General features: G+C 74.7%; 21 protein-coding genes. 7 read left to right on the forward strand and 14 right to left on the reverse strand.

Features of this window, described 5'->3' with window-relative positions; genetic code table 11:
- Positions 1–334: 334 nt before the first annotated feature.
- Positions 335–2,074, reverse strand: a complete 1,740-nt coding sequence (locus tag K1Y72_RS17380; protein WP_220167390.1) for an amino acid adenylation domain-containing protein — start codon at positions 2,072–2,074, stop codon at positions 335–337.
- A 157-nt stretch (positions 2,075–2,231) separates the two neighbouring features.
- Here K1Y72_RS17380 and K1Y72_RS17385 point away from each other — a divergent pair, with 157 nt between their 5' ends.
- From K1Y72_RS17385 to K1Y72_RS17400, 4 genes are read left to right on the forward strand one after another with little or no spacing between them, the layout of a single operon-like run.
- Complete coding sequence (locus tag K1Y72_RS17385) at positions 2,232–2,537, forward strand: hypothetical protein (protein ID WP_220167391.1); 306 nt, start codon at positions 2,232–2,234, stop codon at positions 2,535–2,537.
- Positions 2,538–2,583: 46 nt separating this feature from the next.
- Positions 2,584–3,567 carry an LLM class flavin-dependent oxidoreductase gene (locus K1Y72_RS17390; protein WP_220167392.1) on the forward strand — a complete coding sequence of 328 codons (984 nt, stop codon included), beginning with the start codon at positions 2,584–2,586 and terminating at the stop codon, positions 3,565–3,567.
- On the forward strand, positions 3,564–4,016 hold the full coding sequence (locus K1Y72_RS37185) for a MaoC/PaaZ C-terminal domain-containing protein (RefSeq protein ID WP_220167393.1): 453 nt from the start codon (positions 3,564–3,566) through the stop codon (positions 4,014–4,016). The genes K1Y72_RS17390 and K1Y72_RS37185 overlap by 4 nt, the downstream gene beginning before the upstream one ends.
- Before the next feature lie 33 nt (positions 4,017–4,049).
- Positions 4,050–4,760, forward strand: a complete 711-nt coding sequence (locus K1Y72_RS17400; RefSeq protein ID WP_220167394.1) for a DUF4253 domain-containing protein — start codon at positions 4,050–4,052, stop codon at positions 4,758–4,760.
- A gap of 4 nt (positions 4,761–4,764) precedes the next feature.
- Here the strand turns inward: K1Y72_RS17400 and K1Y72_RS17405 are convergent, their stop codons facing one another.
- The 4 genes from K1Y72_RS17405 to K1Y72_RS17420 form a co-directional block, all read right to left on the reverse strand.
- Entirely contained in the window at positions 4,765–6,246 is a 1,482-nt protein-coding gene (locus tag K1Y72_RS17405) for a carboxyl transferase domain-containing protein (protein WP_220167395.1), read from the reverse strand.
- Positions 6,247–6,290: 44 nt separating this feature from the next.
- Complete coding sequence (locus K1Y72_RS17410; protein WP_220167396.1) at positions 6,291–7,673, reverse strand: sensor histidine kinase; 1,383 nt, start codon at positions 7,671–7,673, stop codon at positions 6,291–6,293.
- 100 nt (positions 7,674–7,773) lie between these two features.
- Positions 7,774–8,283, reverse strand: coding sequence for a flavin reductase family protein (locus K1Y72_RS17415; RefSeq protein ID WP_220167397.1), 510 nt, complete (start codon positions 8,281–8,283; stop codon positions 7,774–7,776).
- Entirely contained in the window at positions 8,280–8,810 is a 531-nt protein-coding gene (locus K1Y72_RS17420) for an NAD(P)H-dependent oxidoreductase (protein WP_220167398.1), read from the reverse strand. The genes K1Y72_RS17415 and K1Y72_RS17420 overlap by 4 nt, the downstream gene beginning before the upstream one ends.
- 341 nt (positions 8,811–9,151) lie before the next feature.
- Between K1Y72_RS17420 and K1Y72_RS17425 the strand changes: the two genes are divergently transcribed.
- Positions 9,152–10,393, forward strand: coding sequence for a serine/threonine-protein kinase (locus tag K1Y72_RS17425; protein WP_220167399.1), 1,242 nt, complete (start codon positions 9,152–9,154; stop codon positions 10,391–10,393).
- Between the two features lie 7 nt (positions 10,394–10,400).
- Here the strand turns inward: K1Y72_RS17425 and K1Y72_RS17430 are convergent, their stop codons facing one another.
- Complete coding sequence (locus tag K1Y72_RS17430) at positions 10,401–11,516, reverse strand: PP2C family protein-serine/threonine phosphatase (RefSeq protein ID WP_220167400.1); 1,116 nt, start codon at positions 11,514–11,516, stop codon at positions 10,401–10,403.
- A gap of 128 nt (positions 11,517–11,644) precedes the next feature.
- Here K1Y72_RS17430 and K1Y72_RS17435 point away from each other — a divergent pair, with 128 nt between their 5' ends.
- A complete protein-coding gene (locus K1Y72_RS17435) occupies positions 11,645–11,854 on the forward strand; it encodes a hypothetical protein (RefSeq protein WP_220167401.1) in 210 nt (69 codons plus the stop codon).
- On the opposite strand, the gene K1Y72_RS17440 is transcribed toward K1Y72_RS17435, so the two are convergent.
- From K1Y72_RS17440 to K1Y72_RS17475, 8 genes are all read right to left on the reverse strand, one after another.
- Positions 11,851–12,327: a ribose-5-phosphate isomerase gene (locus K1Y72_RS17440; RefSeq protein ID WP_220167402.1), complete on the reverse strand. Its 477-nt coding sequence runs from the start codon at positions 12,325–12,327 to the stop codon at positions 11,851–11,853. The genes K1Y72_RS17435 and K1Y72_RS17440 overlap by 4 nt on opposite strands.
- A gap of 42 nt (positions 12,328–12,369) precedes the next feature.
- Positions 12,370–13,296, reverse strand: a complete 927-nt coding sequence (locus K1Y72_RS37190; protein ID WP_220167403.1) for a hypothetical protein — start codon at positions 13,294–13,296, stop codon at positions 12,370–12,372.
- A 77-nt stretch (positions 13,297–13,373) separates the two neighbouring features.
- The gene (locus K1Y72_RS17450; protein WP_220167404.1) at positions 13,374–14,321 is read right to left on the reverse strand and encodes an ATP-binding protein; all 948 of its coding nucleotides are present in this window, start codon (positions 14,319–14,321) and stop codon (positions 13,374–13,376) included.
- Positions 14,322–14,423: 102 nt separating this feature from the next.
- Positions 14,424–15,200, reverse strand: coding sequence for an energy-coupling factor ABC transporter ATP-binding protein (locus K1Y72_RS17455; RefSeq protein ID WP_220167405.1), 777 nt, complete (start codon positions 15,198–15,200; stop codon positions 14,424–14,426).
- On the reverse strand, positions 15,197–15,961 hold the full coding sequence (gene cbiQ / locus K1Y72_RS17460) for a cobalt ECF transporter T component CbiQ (RefSeq protein WP_220167406.1): 765 nt from the start codon (positions 15,959–15,961) through the stop codon (positions 15,197–15,199). The genes K1Y72_RS17455 and cbiQ overlap by 4 nt, the downstream gene beginning before the upstream one ends.
- Complete coding sequence (locus tag K1Y72_RS17465; protein WP_220167407.1) at positions 15,962–16,294, reverse strand: PDGLE domain-containing protein; 333 nt, start codon at positions 16,292–16,294, stop codon at positions 15,962–15,964. It lies immediately after the preceding gene.
- A gap of 5 nt (positions 16,295–16,299) precedes the next feature.
- Positions 16,300–16,986, reverse strand: coding sequence for an energy-coupling factor ABC transporter permease (locus K1Y72_RS17470; RefSeq protein WP_220167408.1), 687 nt, complete (start codon positions 16,984–16,986; stop codon positions 16,300–16,302).
- A gap of 137 nt (positions 16,987–17,123) precedes the next feature.
- Entirely contained in the window at positions 17,124–17,741 is a 618-nt protein-coding gene (locus K1Y72_RS17475) for a mycothiol-dependent nitroreductase Rv2466c family protein (protein WP_220167409.1), read from the reverse strand.
- Between the two features lie 178 nt (positions 17,742–17,919).
- On the opposite strand from K1Y72_RS17475, the gene pepN reads away from it, so the two are divergent.
- Positions 17,920–20,451 carry an aminopeptidase N gene (gene pepN / locus K1Y72_RS17480; RefSeq protein WP_220167410.1) on the forward strand — a complete coding sequence of 844 codons (2,532 nt, stop codon included), beginning with the start codon at positions 17,920–17,922 and terminating at the stop codon, positions 20,449–20,451.
- Positions 20,452–20,508: the final 57 nt, after the last annotated feature.

Consider the following 20,508-nt stretch of genomic DNA (forward strand, 5'->3'; position numbering starts at 1 on the left):
TTGGCCTATTGAATCGATTCAATAGGCCAACACGCCGCAACTCAACGCAGCGCGACCGGGTGGTCATGATCGGGTGGACGCGGGTCGTCGGGCGGGCGGTCGGCGGGCGGGAGTCAGCGGGTCGGTCGCGGGGGCCGTTGTCGTCCTCGTCGGTGATCTTGTCGGCCCAGACGGTCTCGGGGGCATCCGGGACGCCGGGCGCTCCTGCGGGGCCGGGTGACGTCAGGGCCGGGCGACGTCAGGGCCGGGCGACGTCAGGGCCGGGCGACGTCAGGGCCGGGTGACGTCAGGGCCGGGTGACGTCAGGTGCGAGTGACGTCAGGGTCGGGTGGCGTCAGGTGCGGGTGTTGGTCATGTGGCGGCCGATGAAGCCGACCACGATCTTTCCCGTCAGCCCCGCGGTGTCGTCGTGGAAGTAGATGCGCGGCGAGATGGATCCCTTGGAGGCGAGCCTGATGTGGGCGGTCATCAGGATGCGTTTGGACGGGTCGATCTCGGGCGGGACGGGGAGCATGCGCTCGTCCGCCCACTGGTTGTGGACGGTCTTGGACTCGCCCATCACGACCTGGTTGGCGGACACGGGGTGCCCGTCGGCGGGGGTGTCGCGGCAGAACGCCCGGAAGTCGCCGGGGAACCCGCCGTCGCGGGTGGACAGGTCGGCGTAGCTGTCGAGGGCCTGCAACGCGTTCCACGCCTTGCGCGCCCATGTGGGCGCGCGGTTGGCGTCGGTGTCGTCCAGTTCCAGCGTCGCGCGGCGGTCGCCGCTGAACAGCAGGTGCGGCAGCTCGTCCAGGCGGTCCAGCAGGTCCTCGAAGCCGTCCGGCGGCTGGGCGGCGGGGAGCGGCGGGAAGGCGTCGCCGGCGCGCCCCTGGCCGAGCAGCGCCCGGCGCACCAGCCGCAGCTCGGCCTGCGCCCGGTCCAGCTCCGCCTGGGTCTCCATGTGCTCGACGGCGCTCAGCACCAGGTCGTCCTGGACGCGGCGGTGCAGCTCCGCGGCCTCCTCCAGGCGGCGGGCCTGCTCGCGGGCCTCGGCCTCCTGCCGGAGCAGCAGCCGGTCGCTCTCCTCCAGCAGCTCGGTGAGGATGCCGATCTCGCGGCGCAGGTCGTCGGGGCCGGTGCCGGTGTCGGCGGCGGCGTCCAGCGCCCGCTGGCGGCGCACCTCGCCGTCGTCCGGCGGGCCGGGGAACGCGATCAGCCGCAGGTCCGGGGGGATCGGCTCGGCCAGCGCGATGCGCTGGACGTTGGCGGCGATGAGCTGCCAGGCGTGGTCAGCGGGGTCGTGGAGGCGCCCGAACGACAGGACGCGGTGCCGCAGCGCGTCGGCCTCCCAGGCCGGATCCACCTCGGGCATGAAGGTGCGGACGGCGCCCGCGGCGACCCGGTGGTGGTGGTAGACGGCCTGCCGGAACGGTTCGACCGCCGTCTCGTCCAGCTCGACCAGCGTCGCCATCCCGGCGGACCGCTGGACGATACGGCGCCAGCGCCGCTGCCACTCCTCGTCGGGGCGCGGCGGCCGGGCGGCGACGATCACCGGCATCCGCCGGGCCGGCTCCGTCAGCACCTCCAGCAGGTCGGGCACGCCGCCGGCGCCGACGGCCACCGGTTCGGCCGCGAGCCGCACCGGCCCGTCGTGGACGGGCAGCACCTGGAGCAGCTCGCGGATGAGGCGGGGCGGCTGCGGGTCGGCGGCCCCCGCCAGGTCCCCGCACTCCAGCTCGACGCAGACGAGCGCGCCGGTCCCGGCGGACGCGCCGCAGGCGGTGACCGTGGTCCGCCAGAGGCCGTTGGGCAGGGCCTCGGTGAGCTGGACGCGCGTCGCGGTCTCGGCGCCGTCGCGGTCGAAGGCGGTGTCCAGCGCCAGCGACCGGTTCTCGTCGATCTCCTGCACGCCGGACGCGAGCGGGTCGGTGATGTTGAACTTGTCGTTCAGCCACTGGTGCACGACCTTGCGGACCGGCTCGAACACCGCCACCGGGAATGCCTCGTCCGGCCCGTGCGGAGCGGGCGGGCCGCCCACCCGCAGCACCGCCCGGCAGCGCGGCCGCATGCCGGAGCCCTGCCCCTGTCCTGCCATCGCGTCCCTCCCGAGAAGGCGATGTGCCGCCACCGCTTTCCCACAAGATGCACTTTTCATCAGTTTTGTCAACGGTGGCCCCCTGGCGCGCATCCCTTTAACCTAGCGGTTGCTCGGTCTAGCATCCGGGTCCCACCTCCCAAGGATCGGATCGCCGATGACAGCGACGACCCTCCCCCCGCAGGCCCCGCGCACGGGGTTCGGCATCGGGCCCGACGGCAGCTACACGAGGGGCGGCCAGGCCGTCGCCTACGTCTGCGCGATCTGGGCGACGCTCCTGTTCTTCCCCCTCGTCGTGGTCGGCGCGATGCTGTACACGTCCGCCGACCTGCACTTCGCGGAGAACCCCGAGCGGTCGCGCCGGTTCGTCTTCTGGTCGTGGCTCTGCGTCTCGCTGTTCCCGCCGCTCGCCGCCGCCCTCGTCGGCGGCGTCGTCGCCGGGGCCGTGCAGGCGTCGAAGTAGCCCCGGGGACGGGAACAGAACGCCGTTCAGGCAGGTTGGGACGGGAATGAGCATCCCGTTCTCCGTCCTCGACCTGGCCCCGGTCGCCAGCGGCTCGACGTCCGCCGACGCGCTGCGCAACACCCTGGAGCTCGCCCGCCGCACCGAGAAGCTCGGCTTCCACCGGTACTGGCTGGCCGAGCATCACACGATGCCGGGCATCGCCAGTTCCGCGACGGCCGTGCTCATCGGCCAGGTCGCGGCGGCGACCGAGCGGATCCGGGTCGGGTCGGGCGGGGTGATGCTGCCGAACCACGCGCCGATGGTGGTCGCCGAGCAGTTCGGGACGCTCCAGGCGCTGCACCCCGGCCGCATCGACCTCGGGCTCGGGCGGGCGCCCGGCACCGACCAGGCGACGGCGCGGGCGCTCCGCCGCTCCCCCGACGCGCTGTCGGTGGACGACTTCCCCGAGCAGGTCATGGAGCTGCGCGGCTACTTCGAGGAGCAGAGCACCGTGACGCCGGCCGCCGGGAACGGCGTGCCGATCTGGCTGCTCGGATCCAGCGGTTACAGCGCCCGCCTCGCCGGGCTGCTCGGGCTGCCGTTCGCGTTCGCGCACCACTTCAGCTCGCAGCACACGCTGCCCGCGCTGCGCCTCTACCGCGAGTCGTTCCGGCCGACCGAGGCGATGCCCGAGCCGTACTCGATGATCGGCGTCGCGGTGACCGCCGCCGACACCGACGAGCGGGCGCGCGAGCTGGCGCGCCCGCAGGCGCTGGCGTTCCTGCGGCTCCGGCAGGGCCGCCCCGGCAAGACACCGACGCCGGAGGAGGCCGCCGCCTACCCCTACAGCGCGATCGAGCAGCAGATCATCGCCGACCGGCTCGGCGACCAGGTGATCGGGTCGCCGGAGACGGTGCGGGCCGGGCTGGACGCGCTGGTCGAGCGGACCGGCGTCCAGGAGGTCATGGTCGTCACCTCGACGTTCGACCCCGCCGACCGGCTGCGCTCCTACGACATCCTGGCGGGCCTCTACGATCTGGGGGCGTGACCCCTCTCACCCTGGCCGACCTGCCGTCCCGCGTCGGGTCCGAGCTGTTCCGCTCGGACTGGCTGCCCCTGGACGCCGCCGACGAGGCCGCGTTCGGCGCGGCGACGTTCCTGCGCGCGGACTTCCTCGGCCGCCCGCCGTCCACCGGCGGCACGATGATCTCCGGTTTCCTGCTGCTGTCGCTGGTCGCGGCCTTCCACAAGCGCGACCTGGCCCTGGAGCGCGACGGCGTGTACGGGCTGAACTACGGCCTGGACCGGGTGCGGTTCCTGCGCCCCGTCCGGGCCGGGCAGCGCGTCCGGATGAGCGCGGTGCTGCTGGACGTCGCCGAGAAGGAGCCCGGCCGCACCCGCGTCCTCACCCGCAACACCCTGGAGGCCGAGGGCGCCGAAGGCCCGGCCATGGTCGCCGACTGGATCGCCTACTACGTCGCGCCGGACGGGGGCTGACGCCTGTCGGTGGCGGCTTCTAGGCTCCGCCGCATGGAGCTTCCGCAAGGGCGTTTCCTCCCGGGTCCCGGCCCCCGCCCGTGGGTGTCCGACCTGCCGGTCGAGGACCCCGCCGCCGTCTGGGCGTGGCACCACGCGCGCCGCGGCGAGACCGGCCTCTGGCCGCTGCTCCACGGCTGGGAGGTGTTCGGCGGCGCCCCGCCCGGCCCCGCCCGCACCGGCCTGGACGACGATCTCGCGCAGGCGTGGGCGCGGCACCGCGCCTGGTTCGCCGAGATCAAGGACGACGACGCCGCCCTGGCGGGCACCGATCTGGAGCCTCCCTTCGACGACTGGCCCGGCCTGGCCCCGCCGTCCCGCCGCTCCGCCGACCCCGACGAGGCCGCCTGCGCCGCCGTCCGGGACCTGCCGTCCGGCGCCGGCCCCGTCCATCTCGTCCTGGCGCCCGCCGAGCGGAGCGCCGACGTCCTCGGCACCGCCGGCTGGACCGCGCCCACCGACACCGGCCGCCTCGACGCGCTGCTGCGCAGCTGGGAGGAGCGCTTCGGGACGCGCGTCCTCGCCGCCGTCGGCGCCCGCCTCTGGCTGTCGGTGGCCTGGCCGCCCGCCGCCATCGGGCCCGCCCGCCGCATCGCCCTGGAGCACTTCCTCACCGGCACCGACCTGATGCGCCGGTCCACGCCGTTCGAGGAGTACGCCGCGAGCCTCGTCGGCGGCCGCCTGTGGGAGTTCCGGTGGGACTGACGCCTCAGCGCCCCAGGTCGCGGTAGCGGTCCTGCCTGGCGCGGACGCGCGCGGCGGCCGGCGAGCCGACGACGCCGCGCACGGCCCGCTCGACGGCGGCCGCGGCGCGGCGGCAGAACTCCGCCGGCTCGTCGGCGGCGTCGGGGCGCTCGTCCACCAGCTCGTCGACGATGCCGCCGCGCAGCAGGGACGCCGCGCCGACGCCCTGCGCCTCGGCCATCTCGGCGGCGTGCCCGGCGTCGCGGTGCACGATGACCGAGGCGCCCTCGGGCGGGAGCGGCGACAGCCAGCCGTGCCGGGCGCAGAGGACCCGGTCGGCGGGCAGCAGCGCGAGCGCGGCGCCGCCGGTGCCCTCGCCGAGCAGCAGCGAGACCGCCGGGGCCGGCAGCGCCAGCAGGTCGGCGAGGCAGCGGGCGATCTCGCCCGCGAGGCCGCCCTCCTCGGCGGCGGCCGACAGGTCGGCGCCCGGGGTGTCCACGACGGTGACGAGCGGCAGCCCGAGCTCGGCGGCGAGGCCCATGCCGCGCCGGGCGACGCGCAGCCCGGCCGGGCCGAGCGGGTGCCCGTTGCGCTGGCCGCGCCGGTCCTGGCCGACGACGACGCACGACGCCGCCCCGAACCGGGCGAGCGCGAGCAGCAGGCCGGGTTCGGCCTCGCCCTGCCCGGTGCCCGACAGCGGCGTGACGTGCGTGGCGCCGTACCGCAGCAGTTCGCGGACGCCCGGACGGTCCGCGCGCCGCGACCGTCCGATCGCGTCCCACGCCGATTCCGGCGGCGCGACCGGCGCCGCCGGGGCGGGGACCGCGGGGGCGGGCGGGTCGGTGACGACGGCGAGGACGCCCGCCGCGACCTCCGCCAGGTCGTCGATGCCGACGACGGCGTCCAGCAGTCCCCGGGCCGCCAGGTTCTCGGCGGTCTGCACGCCCGCCGGGAACGGCTCGCCGTGCAGGCCCTCGTACACGCGCGGGCCGAGGAAGCCGATCAGCGCGCCCGGCTCGGCGGCCGTCACGTGCCCGAGCGACCCCCAGGAGGCGAACACCCCGCCGGTCGTCGGGTGCCGCAGGTAGACCAGGTAGGGCAGGCCCGCCGCGCGGTGCCGGGCGACGGCCGCGGTGATCCGCGCCATCTGCGCGAACGCGGCCGTGCCCTCCTGCATGCGGGTGCCGCCCGACGACGGCGCCGCGAGCAGCGGCAGCCCGGCGGCGGTGGCGCGCTCGACGGCCGCGACGATCCGGTCGGCGGTGGCGCGGCCGATCGACCCGGCGAGGAAGGCGAACTCCGACACCACGCAGGCGACGCGGTGGCCGCCGAGGAGCCCCTCGCCGGTGACGACGGCCTCGTCGCAGCCGCTCCGCTCGCGCGCCGCCGCGAGCTCGGCCGCGTACCGCGAGCCCGGCGCGGCGGCCGGTTCCGGCGGCGCGTCCCAGGAGCGCCATCCGGTGACGACCCGGTCCAGCAGTTCCCGTGCCCCGACCCGCTCGCCCACGCCGCACCTCCGGGGGTCATTCCAGCACGGTCATTCCAGCACGGTCATTCCAGCACGGGCGCCGCGAGGGGCAGCCGGAGGACCAGGCAGGCGCCCGGCCCGCAGTCCTCGATCTCCAGGGAGCCGCCGTGCGCGGCGGCGAGGTCGCGGGAGATCGGCAGGCCGAGGCCGCTGCCGCCGCGGTCGCGCTCGCGGCTCTCGGCGAGGCGCTGGAACCGCAGGAACACCCGGTCGCGGTCCTGGGGGGCGATGCCGGCGCCGTCGTCGGCGACCCGCAGCACCGCGCCGCCCTCCTCGGCGGCGACGGTGACCGTCACGCGGCTGCGGGCGTGCCGCTCGGCGTTGTCGAGCAGGTTGGTGAGGATCTGCACCAGGTGGCCGGGCGACGCCTCCACCACGATGCCCGGTGCGAGGTCGGCCTCGACCGGGACGCGCCGCTCGCGGTGCCCGATCTCGGCGGCGGCGAGCGCGCCGAGGTCGACGGGCTCGCTCTCGATCGGGACGCCGGCGTCCAGGCGGGCCATGGTGAGCAGGTCCTTGACCAGGCGCTGGAGCCGGTCGGCGTCGGCGAGGGCGGCGCGGGCGACGGCCGGCCAGTCCTCGTGCTCGGGGTCCTGGAGGGCCGCCTCCAGCTGGATGAACAGCGCGGCGAGGGGGCTGCGCAGCTCGTGCGAGACGTCGGCGACGAAGCCGCGCTGGCGCTCCATGACGCCCTCCAGGCGGCGCAGCGTCAGGTTGATCGAGCCGGCGAGGCGCGCCACGTCGTCGTCGCCATCGGGGACGGTGACGCGGCGCCCGGCGTCGCCGCCGCGGCCGGTGATGCGGGCGAGCTCGGCGCTCATCCCCCGGACGGGCCGCAGGGCGTGGCGCACGCCGAGCCCGACCGCGGTGCCGATGAGGATGAGGACGGACGGCAGGAACAGCAGCAGGGTCGCGACGAACAGCGCCTGCACCTGCCCGAAGGACGGCAGCGGCGCGCCCGCGTAGACGGTCTGCCAGCCGCTGGGCGTCTTCGCCCACACCGCGACGACGTACACCTTGTCGCCGGTGGCGGGCCGGTCCATGACGGTGCGGATCATCTGGTCGTGGCGGGCCGGGCGCCGGTCGAGGAGCGGCGGCCGCCCGGTGATCGCCGGGCTCGCCGCGACGACGCGGCCGTTCTCGTCCACCACCTGGAGCAGGGAGAAGCCGCGCTCGCCGGGGGTCAGGGTGCGGGGCAGGCCGGGCCGGGCGGCGGCGGCCGCGACGTTGCGGGCGGCCTCGCCGCCGACCCGGCCGATCTGCTCGTAGAGGGCGCGGTCGAGCAGGAAGTAGTAGGCGAGCGCGCCGACCGCCAGCAGGACGCCGACGATCGCGGTGACGGTGACGGTGATCCGCCGGCCGAGGGACCAGTGCGACGGGCGCCAGCGCGTCCCGCGTCCCCCCATGCGCGCCCCCCGTTCCGCGTGCGGCTGGTGCCGCGGGCCGTCGCCGGGGGGCGAGCGATCGGTAGGACTGGTTGTTACCGGGCCCTCGCGGGCCGAAACCTCAGGCGGCGAACCGGCCGAACCGGCCGCGGTGGTACAGGAGCGGGTGCTCCACCGCGCCGATCTCCACGCCGATCACCCGGCCGACGACGAGCAGGTGGTCGCCGAGGCCCTGCACGGTGTGCCAGTCGCAGCGCAGCCGGACGGCGGCGCCGTCCAGCAGCGGCTCGCCGCCGGCGCCGGCCGTCCAGCGGGTGCCCCCGCCGAACCGGTCGACGCCGCGCGCGGCGAACCGGGCGGCGACCTCGGCCTGGTCGTGGCCGAGCACGTTGACCGCGAACGTCGCGGCGCGGCGCAGCTCAGGGAAGGTGGTGGAGGTGCGGGCGACGTAGAAGGCCACCAGCGGCGGGTCCAGGCTCACCGAGGTGAACGAGGTCGCGGTGAGGCCGGCCGGCGGGCCCGCCTCGTGCCGGGAGGTGACCACGACGACGCCGGCCGCGTGGCGGGCCAGCGCGTCGCGAAAGGAGTCGCCGGTGACCGGGACGGGCCGTGCCGTCGCCGTCCCGGTCACCGGGCGGCCCCCGCCGTAAGAGCGCCCCGAACGGCGGGGGGGATCTGGGCGGCCCACTCCTTGGCGAGGGAGTCGAGCCGGTCGAGGTCGGCCTCCAGCAGCGCCAGACCCGGGGTCGGGACGGTGGCGCCGAGCTCGACGAGCAGCGGCCGCAGATGGACCTCCACGGCCAGCGCGTGCTGGGGGGCACCGAGGACGAGCAGCGGCAGCGCGGCCTTCCCGGTGAGGGAGCCAGCGCCGAAGCGGTCCAGGAAGACCTTGAGCAGGCCGGTGTAGGTGCCCTTGTAGGTGGGACTGGCGACGAGGATGACGTCGGCGGCGGCGACCTTGGCGGTCGCCTCGGCCACCGCGGCGGGCGGGTCGGCCGCCAGCAGGTGCGGGGCGAGGTCGGCCAGGTCGATGATCTCTGGGGTGCCGGGGACGTCCGCGGCCGCCGCGACCGCCGCCGCGACGGCGGACGCCGCCCTGGCGGTGCGGGACCCCGGACGGGGGTTGCCGATGATGACCACGAAGCTCACGACCGCCATATAACCCTAGAATTCCTACCAAGTCAATAGGGTATTGGCGGGCTCCGGGGACGGCGGGTCCCGGAACCGGCCGATGCCCGCACGAACGGCGCCTCCCACCCCTGGGGTGCCGTTCGCGCGGGCATCGCCTTCGGTGCCGCCAACCGCCGGGCTCGCGCGCCGAGGAGGATCCGTCGATCCCGAGCGGTTGCCGAACTGGTGATTACTCTGCCGGAGCCGTGTGCACGCGGGGCTACATCGAGATGACGTTCACGTTTCCGATGATCCGTTCCGGCGCTCCCTCATACTTCGCGAACTTTCGGGAAAGGTGGAGCGGACGTCGTGAGAGGGGGCACGAGACCATGCACGCGAACACCGACCACGACCTGCGCCCGCTGGAGGACTCCGACCCCGAGTCCGTCGGCGGCTACCCGCTCCTCGGCCGGATCGGCGCCGGCGGCATGGGGACCGTCTTCCTCGGCCGGGATCCGCGCTCCGACGACCGGGTCGCGGTCAAGACCATCCACCCGCACCTGGCCGGGGACGCCGCCTTCCGGGAGCGCTTCCGCGACGAGGCGCGGCTCGCCGCCCGCGTCGCCTCGTTCTGCACCGCCCAGGTGGTGCGGCACGGCGAGGAGGACGGCCGCCCCTACATCGTCAGCGAGTACGTCGGCGGCATGTCGCTGCAGCACCGCATCGACCGGGGCGGGCCGCTGCCGGCCGCCGAGCTGCACGGCGTCGCGGTGAGCGTCGTCTCGGCGCTCGCGGCGATCCACACCGCGGGCCTGGTCCACCACGACCTGAAGCCCGCCAACGTCATGCTCACCCTGTCGGGCTGCCGCGTCATCGACTTCGGCATCGCCCGCACGCAGGGCTCCCCCGGCACGATGGCCGCGACCGGCTCGGTGCTCGGCACGCCCGGCTGGATGCCGCCGGAGGTGATCGCGGGCGGTCCCGCCTCGCCCGCCGCCGACGTGTTCGGCTGGGGCTGCCTCGTCGCCTACGCCGGGACGGGGCGGCTGCCGTTCGGCGACGGCGCCGCCTCGGCCGTCGCGCTCCGCGTGATGACCGACGAGCCCGACCTGTCGGGGCTGCCCGGGTCGCTGCTGCCGTCGGTGCGGTCCGCGCTCGCCAAGGACCCGGACGCGCGGCCGTCGGCGTCGCAGCTCCTGCTCGCCCTCGTCAACCAGACCGATCCGGGCCTGGTCGCCGACCCCGCCGATCCCGCCGATCCCGCCGACGCGCGGCCCGCGGCGCCGGCCGAGGCACCCGCGACGCGGTTCCACGGCCCGCCGCAGCGGGCCGGCGCCGCGGCGAGCCTGCGCACCAAGGTCCTCGCGGGAGCGTGCGCGGCGGCGGTGACCGTCCTCGTCGGCGGCGGCGTGCTCGGGCTGTCCCAGGACGGCGGGAAGGCGGCGGGCGCAGCGACGCAGATGCAGCGGTCGCCCGTCCGGCAGAGCCCCGCCCGGCAGAGCCCGGCGGCGTCCGCGCGGCCGTCCGCGCAGAAGCCCCCCTCCGCGCAGAAGCCCCCGCCCGCGAAGAAGGCGCCCCACAAGGACGCCGCGAAGAAAAAGAAGAAGGGCAAGGGCGGCGGGCACCGCTAGCGGCGGCTCAGGACCGCCAGATCACCACGAGGGCGCAGTCGTCGTCGCGGGCGGCCGCCATCGTCTCGACCAGCTCCCGCGCGCCGTGCCGGAACCCCTGCGGGACGAGGCGCTCGGCCTCGCCGAGCAGGCCGTCGATGCCGGCGTCCAGGTCGCGGCCCGGCGACTCCACCAGGCCGTCGGTGTAGAGGAGCAGCGCGTCGCCGGGCAGCAGCACGCCGCGCTCGGGCACGCACTCCATCTCCTGCAGCACGCCGAGGACGACGCCCTTGGCCGGGCTGACCTGCCACTTGCCGGTCCCGGCGTCGAACTGCACCGCGGGCGGGTGCCCCGCCGACTCGACCGTGTACTCCCCGCTGGCCAGGTCGATCACCACGTGCACCGCGGTGACGAACCCCTCGTCCCAGCGCTGCCGGTGCAGGTAGCGGTTGCAGGCCGGCAGGAACCGCTCGGGCTGGAGCGATCCAAGCAGGCTGCCGAACGCGCCCGACAGCATGAGGGCCCGCGTCCCGGCGTCCACGCCCTTGCCGGACACGTCGACGAGCGCGACCTCCAGGGTGGTGCCGTCGCAGACCGAGACGAAGAAGTCGCCGCCGAACGAGGAGCCGCCCGCCTGGAGCATCACCACCTGCGAGTCCCAGCCCGGCGGCAGCTCGGGCATCTCGCCCTGGCGGCGCAGCCGGTCGCGCAGCTCCAGCAGCATCGAGTCGCCGCGCAGCCCGACCACGCCGAGCTGCTGGCGGGTCCGGGCCAGCGTGAACGCCAGCACCGACGTGACGAGCAGCGTGGCGATCATGCCGGGGCCGATCGCGTCCCGGTCGTGCCAGGCGTTGTAGCCGACCATGACCGCGACGAGCGCCAGCAGGATGCTGAGCGCCCGCACGCGGAGCAGCAGCCCGCCGCCGAGGATGGTGAGGACGAGCGCGCCCGACGGCGCCCACGCCCGCGACTCGGGGGCGGCGACGCCGATGACGATCGCCAGCAGCGCGAGCCCGACGAAGACGTAGCGCTCGCGGGTCAGCCTGCCGCGCCGCAGCCACTGGTAGAGCGCCACGAGGACCGGGATCCGGCGCAGGAAGGCGCGGACCCTGAGGGGCAGCATGTGGACCAGTCGTTGCAGCATGACTCACGCACTGTACCGAGCCGCGGGCCGCTCCGGCCGAGATCCGCGCCACGGATGACCGCCCGCGACCGCGTCGCCACGTTCGGACGGCATTCCGGACGGCGCCCGCATGGTGTCCAATGGGGGTTATGAGCCAGCCCGGTATGCGGATCACCGTTGACGCGGCGATGCGGGCGCGCGACGTGTCGCGCCCCCGCGCGGACGGCGAGGCGGCCCCGCCGCCTCCCCCGCCGGCCGGCGAGCCGGCGCGCCGCGCCCCGTCCGGGCGCGGCAAGGCCGCCAAGAACGAGCGCCGCCGCGCCGGCAAGCGCGGCGCGCGGCCCCCGCAGGACGGCTAGCCCTCGCGGGGCAGCGGGGGCAGCTCGCCGGTGTGCTCGAAGTCGCTCAGCATCCGGATGCGGCGGGTGTGCCGCTTCTCCTTGGAGTAGGCGGTGTTCAGGAACAGCTCGACGAACCGGGTGGCGGTCTCGGCGTCGTACTGGCGGGCGCCGAGGCTGATGATGTTGGCGTCGTTGTGCTCGCGGGCGAGCACGGCGGTGTCCTCGCTGAACACCAGCGCGGCGCGGGCGCCCTTCACCTTGTTCGCGGCGATCGCCTCGCCGTTGCCCGAGCCGCCGATGACGATGCCGAGGGTGCCGGGCTCGGCGACGGTGCGCTCGGCGGCCCGCAGCACGAACGGCGGGTAGTCGTCGACCTCGTCGTAGACGAAGGCGCCGCAGTCCACCGGCTCGTGCCCGTTCGCCCGCAGCCAGGCGACCAGGTGCTCCTTCAGCTCGTAACCGGCATGGTCGGTTCCAAGAAACACGCGCATGCGCCGATTGTCGCAGGTCGCCCGGCGGCGTGCGGCCCCGGGTCACTTCGGCGGCGCGAGCCCGCCGTCGTCCTCGCGCTCGTCCTTCGGCCCGTCCTCGCGCTCGTCCTTCGGCTCGGCGTGCTCGTCCTCGCGCGCCTCCTCGGCCGCCTCCTCGCGCTTGTCCCCGGCGTCCGCGGGTGCGTCCGCCGGGGGCGCCGGAGCGGCGGGCGGCTGCTGGACGGGCGGCTGAGCGGGCGGGACGGACGGCGCGCCGCTCCAGCCGGGCGGCGGCTGCTGCGGCTGGGGCGGCTGCTGCGGGCCCGGCGCGTACTGCGCGCCGGGCGGCGGCGCGTACGGGACGGCCGACGGGTGCTGCGGCACGATCGGCATCGGCCCGGTGCCGGGCCGGGGCGGCACGACCGGGATCGGCCCCGTCCCGGGCGCGCCCGCGGGCGTGGCCACACGTGGCCGCGCCAGAAGGAAGCCGACGAGCGCGCCGATCCCGGCGAGCCAGCCGAACCAGAACCCGAAGCCGAGCCCCTGCGCGAACCCCTGCCACACCGACATGCTGCGCATGGACCCCGGGTACTCCAGCACCCACGCGAGCAGCAGCCCGCGGACCAGCCCGGCCACGCCGGCCGCGACGATCGTCGCCCACCAGGCGGCGACGACCGCCCCGAACAGGCCGCGCCGCTCGTCGAGGGCGCGGGCGGCGAGGACGGCGAGACCCACCGCGAGCACCAGGAGCAGCAGCACCGTGAAGTCCAGCGACACCACGTACAGGAAGGCGCGGTGCCGCGTGCTCCCGGCGGTGAGCCGCCAGACCGGGAACTCCAGCCAGCGGAGGAACTGGCCGCCCGTCCCGCTGTAGCCGACGTCGTTCCGTAGCAGGGCGTCGTAGAGCCACTGGTTGCCGAAGAGCAGGATCAGCACGACCAGAGGAACAGCCGTGCCGCCGCCGACACCGATCACCCGCCGCAGAGTCATGCCGCGGAAGCGTAATAAAGATGCCTCCGCGGCGATAGGGCCGTTGCCGCCCTGTTAGGTCCCGTTCCGGCGGCGGTTCAGCCCGCCTGGAGCACCGGGAAGCGGAACGCGGGGTCGACCTGGCGCTCCAGGTCCTCGCCGGTGGCGCGGTTGGCCCAGCTCCGGGCGTTCCGGACGTGGAACTCCACGGCCTGGCGGTGGAACTTGTCCCAGTCCTTGGCGCGGGCGTCCACGGCGGCCAGCATCGTGTCGAGGGCGGCGGTGTTGGCGTCCTCCAGGACGGCGCCGGGCCGCCCCTGCTCGACGGCGCGCACGGCCGCGGACTGGCCGACCCAGGTGAGCAGGTCGCCGCCGACGTGCTCGCGCAGGTAGGCGACGTCGTCCTCGCTCTGCACCTTGTTGCCGACGACCGTGATGGCGACGTCGTAGTCGCGGGCGTGGTCGGTGTACTGGCGGTAGACGCCGACGCCCTTACGGGTCGGCTCGGCCACCAGGAACATCAGGTCGAAGCGGGTGAACAGGCCGGAGGCGAAGGTGTCGGCGCCCGCGGTCATGTCCACGACGACGTACTCGCCGGGGCCGTCCAGCAGGTGGTTGAGGTAGAGCTCCACCGCTCCGGTCTTGGAGTGGTAGCAGGCGACGCCAAGGTCCTCGTCGTTGAAGGGGCCGGTGGCGAGCAGGGCGATGCCGTCCACCTCGCGGCCGAGGGCGTGCACCGGGTCGTCGCCGCGGAACCGCAGCAGCCGCGAGCCGGCGCCGGGCGGGGTGGTCTTCACCATCGCGGCGGCCGAGGAGATGAGGGGGTTGTCACCGCGCAGCCAGTCCTTGATGGCGGGCAGGTGGTCGCCCATCGCCGGGACGCGGGCGGCGCGGTCCTCGTCGAGGCCGAGCGCGACGCCCATGTGCTGGTTGATGTCGGCGTCGATGGCGACGACGGGCAGCCCGCGCGCGGCGAGGTGCCGGGTGAACAGCGACGACAGGGTGGTCTTGCCGCTGCCGCCCTTGCCGACGAATGCGATCTTCATGCGTGCCCCCGATTCGGATATGAAAACCATTGCCATTGTCGAGCGAGCAGTCTTCCCCAGGCGGCCGGGCGAAGCAAGCAGAATCCCCGAGAAAGGCGCTGGTCAGCGCGGGCGCGCGGCGGCCGCGGCCGGGTCGAACCCGAACGGCAGCTCCAGCCGGTGCTCGCGGAGCAGCTCCTCGTCGGCGAGCAGGTCCAGGGTGGGCCCGTCGGCGGCGATGACGCCGCCCGACAGGATCAGCGACCGGGGGCAGAGCTCGGCGGCGTAGGGGATGTCGTGGGTGACCATCAGCACGGTCACGTCCAGCGAGCGCAGGACGTCGGCGAGCTCGCGGCGGCTCGCCGGGTCCAGGTTGGACGACGGCTCGTCCAGCACCAGGATCTCCGGCTCCATCGCCAGGACCGTCGCGACGGCGACGCGGCGGCGCTGCCCGAAGCTGAGGTGCTGCGGCGGCCGGTCCGCGACGTGGCCCATGCCGACCCGCTCCAGGGCGGCGGCGACGCGGCGGTCCAGCTCCTCGCCGCGCAGCCCGAGGTTGGCGGGGCCGAAGGCCACGTCCTCGCGGACGGTCGGCATGAAGAGCTGGTCGTCGGGGTCCTGGAAGACGACGCCGACGCGGCGGCGGATCTCCCGGAGCGCCTTCTTGTCCCTGGCGTCCACCGCCAGGCCGCCGACGCGGACGGTGCCGAGGCCGCCGCCGAGGATGCCGTTCAGGTGCAGCACCAGGGTCGTCTTGCCGGCGCCGTTCGGGCCGAGCAGCGCGACGCGCTCGCCCCGGCCGACGACGGCGTTCACGCCGAACAGCGCCTGCGTCCCGTCGGGGTAGGCGTAGGCGAGGCCGCTGACCTCCAGGGACGGGACGGCGTCCGGTGCGCTCATGGCACCATCCAAGCAGCCGCCGCGACCAGCGCCGCGGCGGCGGGCAGCGCGGCGGCCGCCGCCCACTGGACGCCGGTCGCGCCGACGTCGGCGAGGGCGGGCATCCGGCCGTCGTAGCCGCGGCTCACCATGGCGAGGTGGACGCGCTCGCCGCGCTCGTAGGAGCGCAGGAACAGCGCCCCGACCGACCGGGCGAGGACGCCGGTGGCGCGCAGGTCGCGGGCCTCGAAGCCGCGCGCGGCGCGGGCGGTGCGCATGCGGCCGAGCTCGGCGGTGACGACGTCGCCGTAGCGCAGCATGAAGGTGGCGATCTGGGTGATGAGCTGCGGCATCCGGAGCCGCTCGACGCCGAGCAGCAGGACGCGCGGCTCGGTCGTGGCGGCCAGCAGGATCGAGGCGATGACGCCGAGGGTGCCCTTGGCGAGGATGTTCCAGGCGCTCCAGAGGCCGCTCTGGCTGAGCGCGACGCCGAGCACCTCGGTGCGCGGCCCGTTGGCGACGAACGGCATGAGCAGCGCGAACGCGACGAACGGCACCTCGATCACCACCCGGCGCGCGACGGTGGCGAGGGGCACGCGCGCGGCGACCGCGACGGCCGCGAGCAGCGCCGCGTAGAGCGCGAAGGCCCAGACGCGGTGCGCCGGCGTCGCGACGACCAGCAGCACGAACGCCAGCAGCGCGACGAGCTTGCACTGCGGCGGCAGCCGGTGCACCGGCGAGGTGCCGGGCAGGTAGAGCCGGTGCGCGTGCCCCGCGCCCACCTAGGCGTCCTGCCCGGGACGGGCCTGCTGGGGCGTGGCGTGCGTGCCGCGCCGCCGCACCACCCAGAACAGGCCGCCGCCGAGGGCGAGCACGACGCCGACGCCGATGACGCCGGACAGGCCGCCCGACAGCCGCGCGTCGGTGACCCCCTTGACGCCGTAGTCGGCGAGCGGGGAGTCCTTCATGGAGTGGTCCCTGGAGTGGGCGTCGACGCCCTTGTCCGCCGACACCTTCTCCAGGCCGTCGGGGCTGGAGCTCGCGTAGTGGCTGACGAACCCCGCGAGGACCAGCGAGACCAGCAGGAAGCCGATCAGGAAACGCCCGCTCTTCATGTGCCTCACGCCCTCGCCGGCTCGACGTGCAGTTCCAGGGACTTCGCGACGCCGCGGGCGCCGTGCACCAGGTCCGGCCGGACGGCCAGCACGCTGGACACCGTGATCGCGGTGATCACGGCCTCGCCGATGCCGATCAGCACGTGCACGCCGACCATCGCGGCGGCGACCTTGCCGACCGACACGTCCGCGGTGCCGCCGATCGCGTAGATCAGCGTGAAGGCGACGGCGGCGGCCGGCACCGAGACGAGCGCGGCCGCGAACGAGGCGGCCGTCACCGACGCGCGGCTGCGCGGCAGCACCCGCAGCAGCAGCCGGAACACGCCGTAGCCGACCAGGACCGTGACGAGCGCCATGTTGATGATGTTGACGCCGAGGGCGGTGAGGCCGCCGTCGGCGAACAGCAGCCCCTGCACGAGCAGCACCACCGAGACGCAGAGCACGCCGGTGTAGGGCCCGACCAGGATGGCCGCCAGGGTGCCGCCGAGCAGGTGCCCGCTCGTGCCCGAGGCGACCGGGAAGTTCAGCATCTGGGCGGCGAAGATGAACGCCGCGGTGAGGCCGGCGAGCGGCGCCGTCCGGTCGTCCAGCTCGCGGCGGGCGCCGCGGAGCGCCACCGCCACCCCGGCCACGGCCACCGCGCCGGCCGCGATCGAGACCGGGGCGTCGATGAATCCGTCCGGTACGTGCACTCAGCTCACCGTCCTACCTGTTCCTGCAGATAGGACCAGTCTGGAGGCAGTCCTGTCGCAAATGCAACCGGCTCGCAATAGGCCGGCCGGTGACCGCCCCCCGAGGCGGTCACCGGGTCCGGGGGATCCGCGCGGGATCAGTCGAAGATCGGGTCGCGGGTGCGGGTGCGCTTCAGCTCGAAGAAGCCGTCCACCGAGGCGGCCGCCACCACGCCGTCGAACAGCTTCAGCGCCTGGTCGCCGCGCGGGACCGGGGTGATCACCGGGCCGAAGAACGCCGACCCCTCGACCTCGATCACCGGGGTGCCGACCTCCTCGCCGACCCGGTCGATGCCGTCCTTGTGCGAGGCGCGCAGGGCCTCGTCGTAGTCGGTGGAGTCGGCGGCCTCGGCCAGCTCGGGGTCCAGGCCGGCGGCGGTGAGCGCGGCCCGGAACAGGTCCTTGTCCAGCTCGGCCTTGTCGTGGTGGCGGCGGGTGCCGAGCTCGGTGTAGAGCCGGCCGAGCACCTCCGGGCCGTACTTCTGCTCGGCGGCGATGCACACCCGCACCGGGCCCCACGCCTTCGTCAGCATCTCCCGGTAGGCGTCGGGGATGTCCTTGTCCTCGTTCAGGACCGCGAGGCTCATCACGTGCCAGTGCACGTCGATCGGCCGCTGGTCGTTCACCTCGTGGATCCAGCGCGAGGTGATCCAGGCCCACGGGCAGAGCGGGTCGAACCAGAAGTCGACGCGCTGCGGGGCGTCCTGCGTGGTCATGGCGGTCTCCTAGTCACGGGTCGAGCGTCAACCATCGGCAACCGCGCCGCCCCGGCGGCCATTCCCGGCCGCGCCGCACCGGCCGGAACGGGGGCACCGCCGCCGCGCCGCGCCCCCGGGCGGCCCCCGCGGTTGGTAGACATGGGGGAACCACGAACCGAAAGAGCAAGGAGTCCCTGTGGCAGGCAACCTCACGCGCGACGAGGCGCGGGAACGGGCCAGGCTGCTGACCGTCGCGTCGTACACGGTCGAGCTGGACCTGACGAAGGGGGCCGAGCGGTTCGGCTCCACCACCGTGATCAGGTTCGGCTGCGCCGAGCCGGGCGCCGCCAGCTTCGTCGACCTGCACGGCGGCGCGGTGCACGAGGTCACCCTGAACGGCACCGCGCTCGACCCGGCGTCCTACGACGCCGCCAAGGGCCGGATCCCGCTGCCGGACCTCGCCGCCGACAACGAGCTCCGGGTCGTCGCCGACGCGACCTACTCGCGGTCGGGCGAGGGCCTGCACCGCTTCGTGGACCCCGTCGACCAGAGCGTCTACCTGTACTCGCAGTTCGAGACGGCCGACGCGCACCGCATGTACACCTGCTTCGACCAGCCCGACCTCAAGGCGACCTTCGAGCTGACGGTCACCGCCCCCGAGGGCTGGGAGGTCGTCACCAACGAAGCCGCCGATGCGGCCGAGGGCGGCCGCTGGCACTTCCCCCCGACCCCCGAGATCTCCACCTACATCACCGCGCTCGTCGCCGGCCCGTACCACGTCGTCCGCGACGAGTACCGCCGCGAGGACGGCACGACGATCCCGCTCGGCGTGTACTGCCGCGCCTCGCTCGCCGAGTTCCTGGACGCCGACGCCATCGTGGACGTCACCCGCCAGGGCTTCGCGTTCTTCGAGAAGGTCTTCGACCGGGCCTACCCGTTCACCAAGTACGACCAGCTCTTCGTGCCCGAGTTCAACGCCGGCGCGATGGAGAACGCGGGCTGCGTGACGTTCCTGGAGGACTACGTCTTCCGGTCGCGCGTCACCGACGCCGCCTACGAGCGCCGCGCCGAGACGATCCTGCACGAGATGGCGCACATGTGGTTCGGCGACCTCGTCACCATGCGCTGGTGGGACGACCTGTGGCTGAACGAGTCGTTCGCCACCTACATGAGCGTGCTCTGCCAGGCCGAGGCCACCAAGTGGACCTCGTCGTGGACGACGTTCGCCAACGTGGAGAAGGCGTGGGCGTACCGGCAGGACCAGCTGCCGTCCACGCACCCGATCTCGGCGGACATCCCCGACATCCGCGCCGTGGAGATCAACTTCGACGGCATCACGTACGCCAAGGGCGCGAGCGTGCTGAAGCAGCTCGTCGCCTACGTCGGCCGCGACAACTTCCTGGAGGGCGTGCGCCGCTACTTCCAGCAGCACGCCTGGGGCAACACCACCCTCGCCGACCTGCTCGGGCCGCTGGAGAAGACCTCCGGCCGCGACCTGGCGTCCTGGTCCAAGGAGTGGCTGGAGACCGCCGGCGTCAACACCCTGCGCCCCTCCTACGAGGTCGACGGCGACGGGAACTTCACGTCGTTCACGGTGCTGCAGGAGGCCAAGGCCGACTACCCGACGCTGCGGTCGCACCGCGTCGCGATCGGCCTGTACGACCGCACCGCCGAGGGCATCGTGCGCCGCGACCGGATCGAGCTGGACGTGTCCGGTCCCCGCACCGACGTCGCCGAGCTCGTCGGCGTGAAGCGCCCCGACCTGGTGCTGGTCAACGACGACGACCTCACCTACGCCAAGGTCCGCCTGGACGAGCACTCGCTCGCCACCCTCGTGGACGGCATCGGCGACATCCGCGACGGCCTGCCGCGCGCCCTCTGCTGGTCGGCGGCGTGGGACATGACCCGCGACGCCGAGATGTCGACCCGCGACTACGTGCGGCTCGTCGTCAAGGGCGCGGGCGCCGTCACCGACATCACCGTCGCGCAGACGCTGCTCCGCCAGGCCCGCACGGCCGTCCAGCAGTACGCCGACCCGGCGTGGCGGCCCGAGGGCCTGAAGCTGATGGCGGACGCCCTGTACGAGATGGCGAAGGGCGCCGAGCCCGGCTCGGACTTCCAGCTCGCCTACCTCCAGGCGTTCGCGGCGGCGGCGACCTCCGACGAGCACCTGGCGTTCGTCGCCGGGCTGCTGGACGGCTCGGCGTCGCTGGACGGCCTCACCGTGGACACCGACCTGCGGTGGGCGCTGCTCCGCCGCCTCGTCGTCACCGGCAAGGCCGGCAAGGACCGGGTGGACGCCGAGCTGCGCCGCGACCCGACCGCCGCCGGCGAGCGGCAGGCCGCGGGCGCGGTCGCCTCCATCCCGGACCCGGAGGCCAAGGCCGCCGCCTGGGCGAAGATCATCTCCGGGGAGCTGCCGAACGCGGTCTACCGCGCGACGCTCGGCGGGTTCGTCGACCCCGACCACGTGGAGCTGCTCGTCCCCTACGTGGACGCCTACTTCGCCGAGATCGGCCGGATCTGGACGGAGTGGAGCAGCGACATGTCCCAGACGTTCGCCGAGGTCGCCTACCCCTTCCTGGTCATCGAGCAGTCGACGGTGGACCGCACCGACGCCTACATCGCCGACCAGGCGCCGCCGGCCGCCCTCGTCCGGCTGCTGTCGGAGGGCCGCGACGGCGTGGTGCGCGCGCTGCGCGCCCGCGCCAAGGACGCCGCGTCCTGACCCCGCAAGGCCCCGCGGACCGCACCGGTCCGCGGGGCCTTCCGGGCTCCCTCTTGA

The organism is Actinomadura parmotrematis (assembly GCF_019458805.1).
GTDB classification, from domain to species: Bacteria; Actinomycetota; Actinomycetes; order Streptosporangiales; family Streptosporangiaceae; genus Spirillospora; species Spirillospora parmotrematis.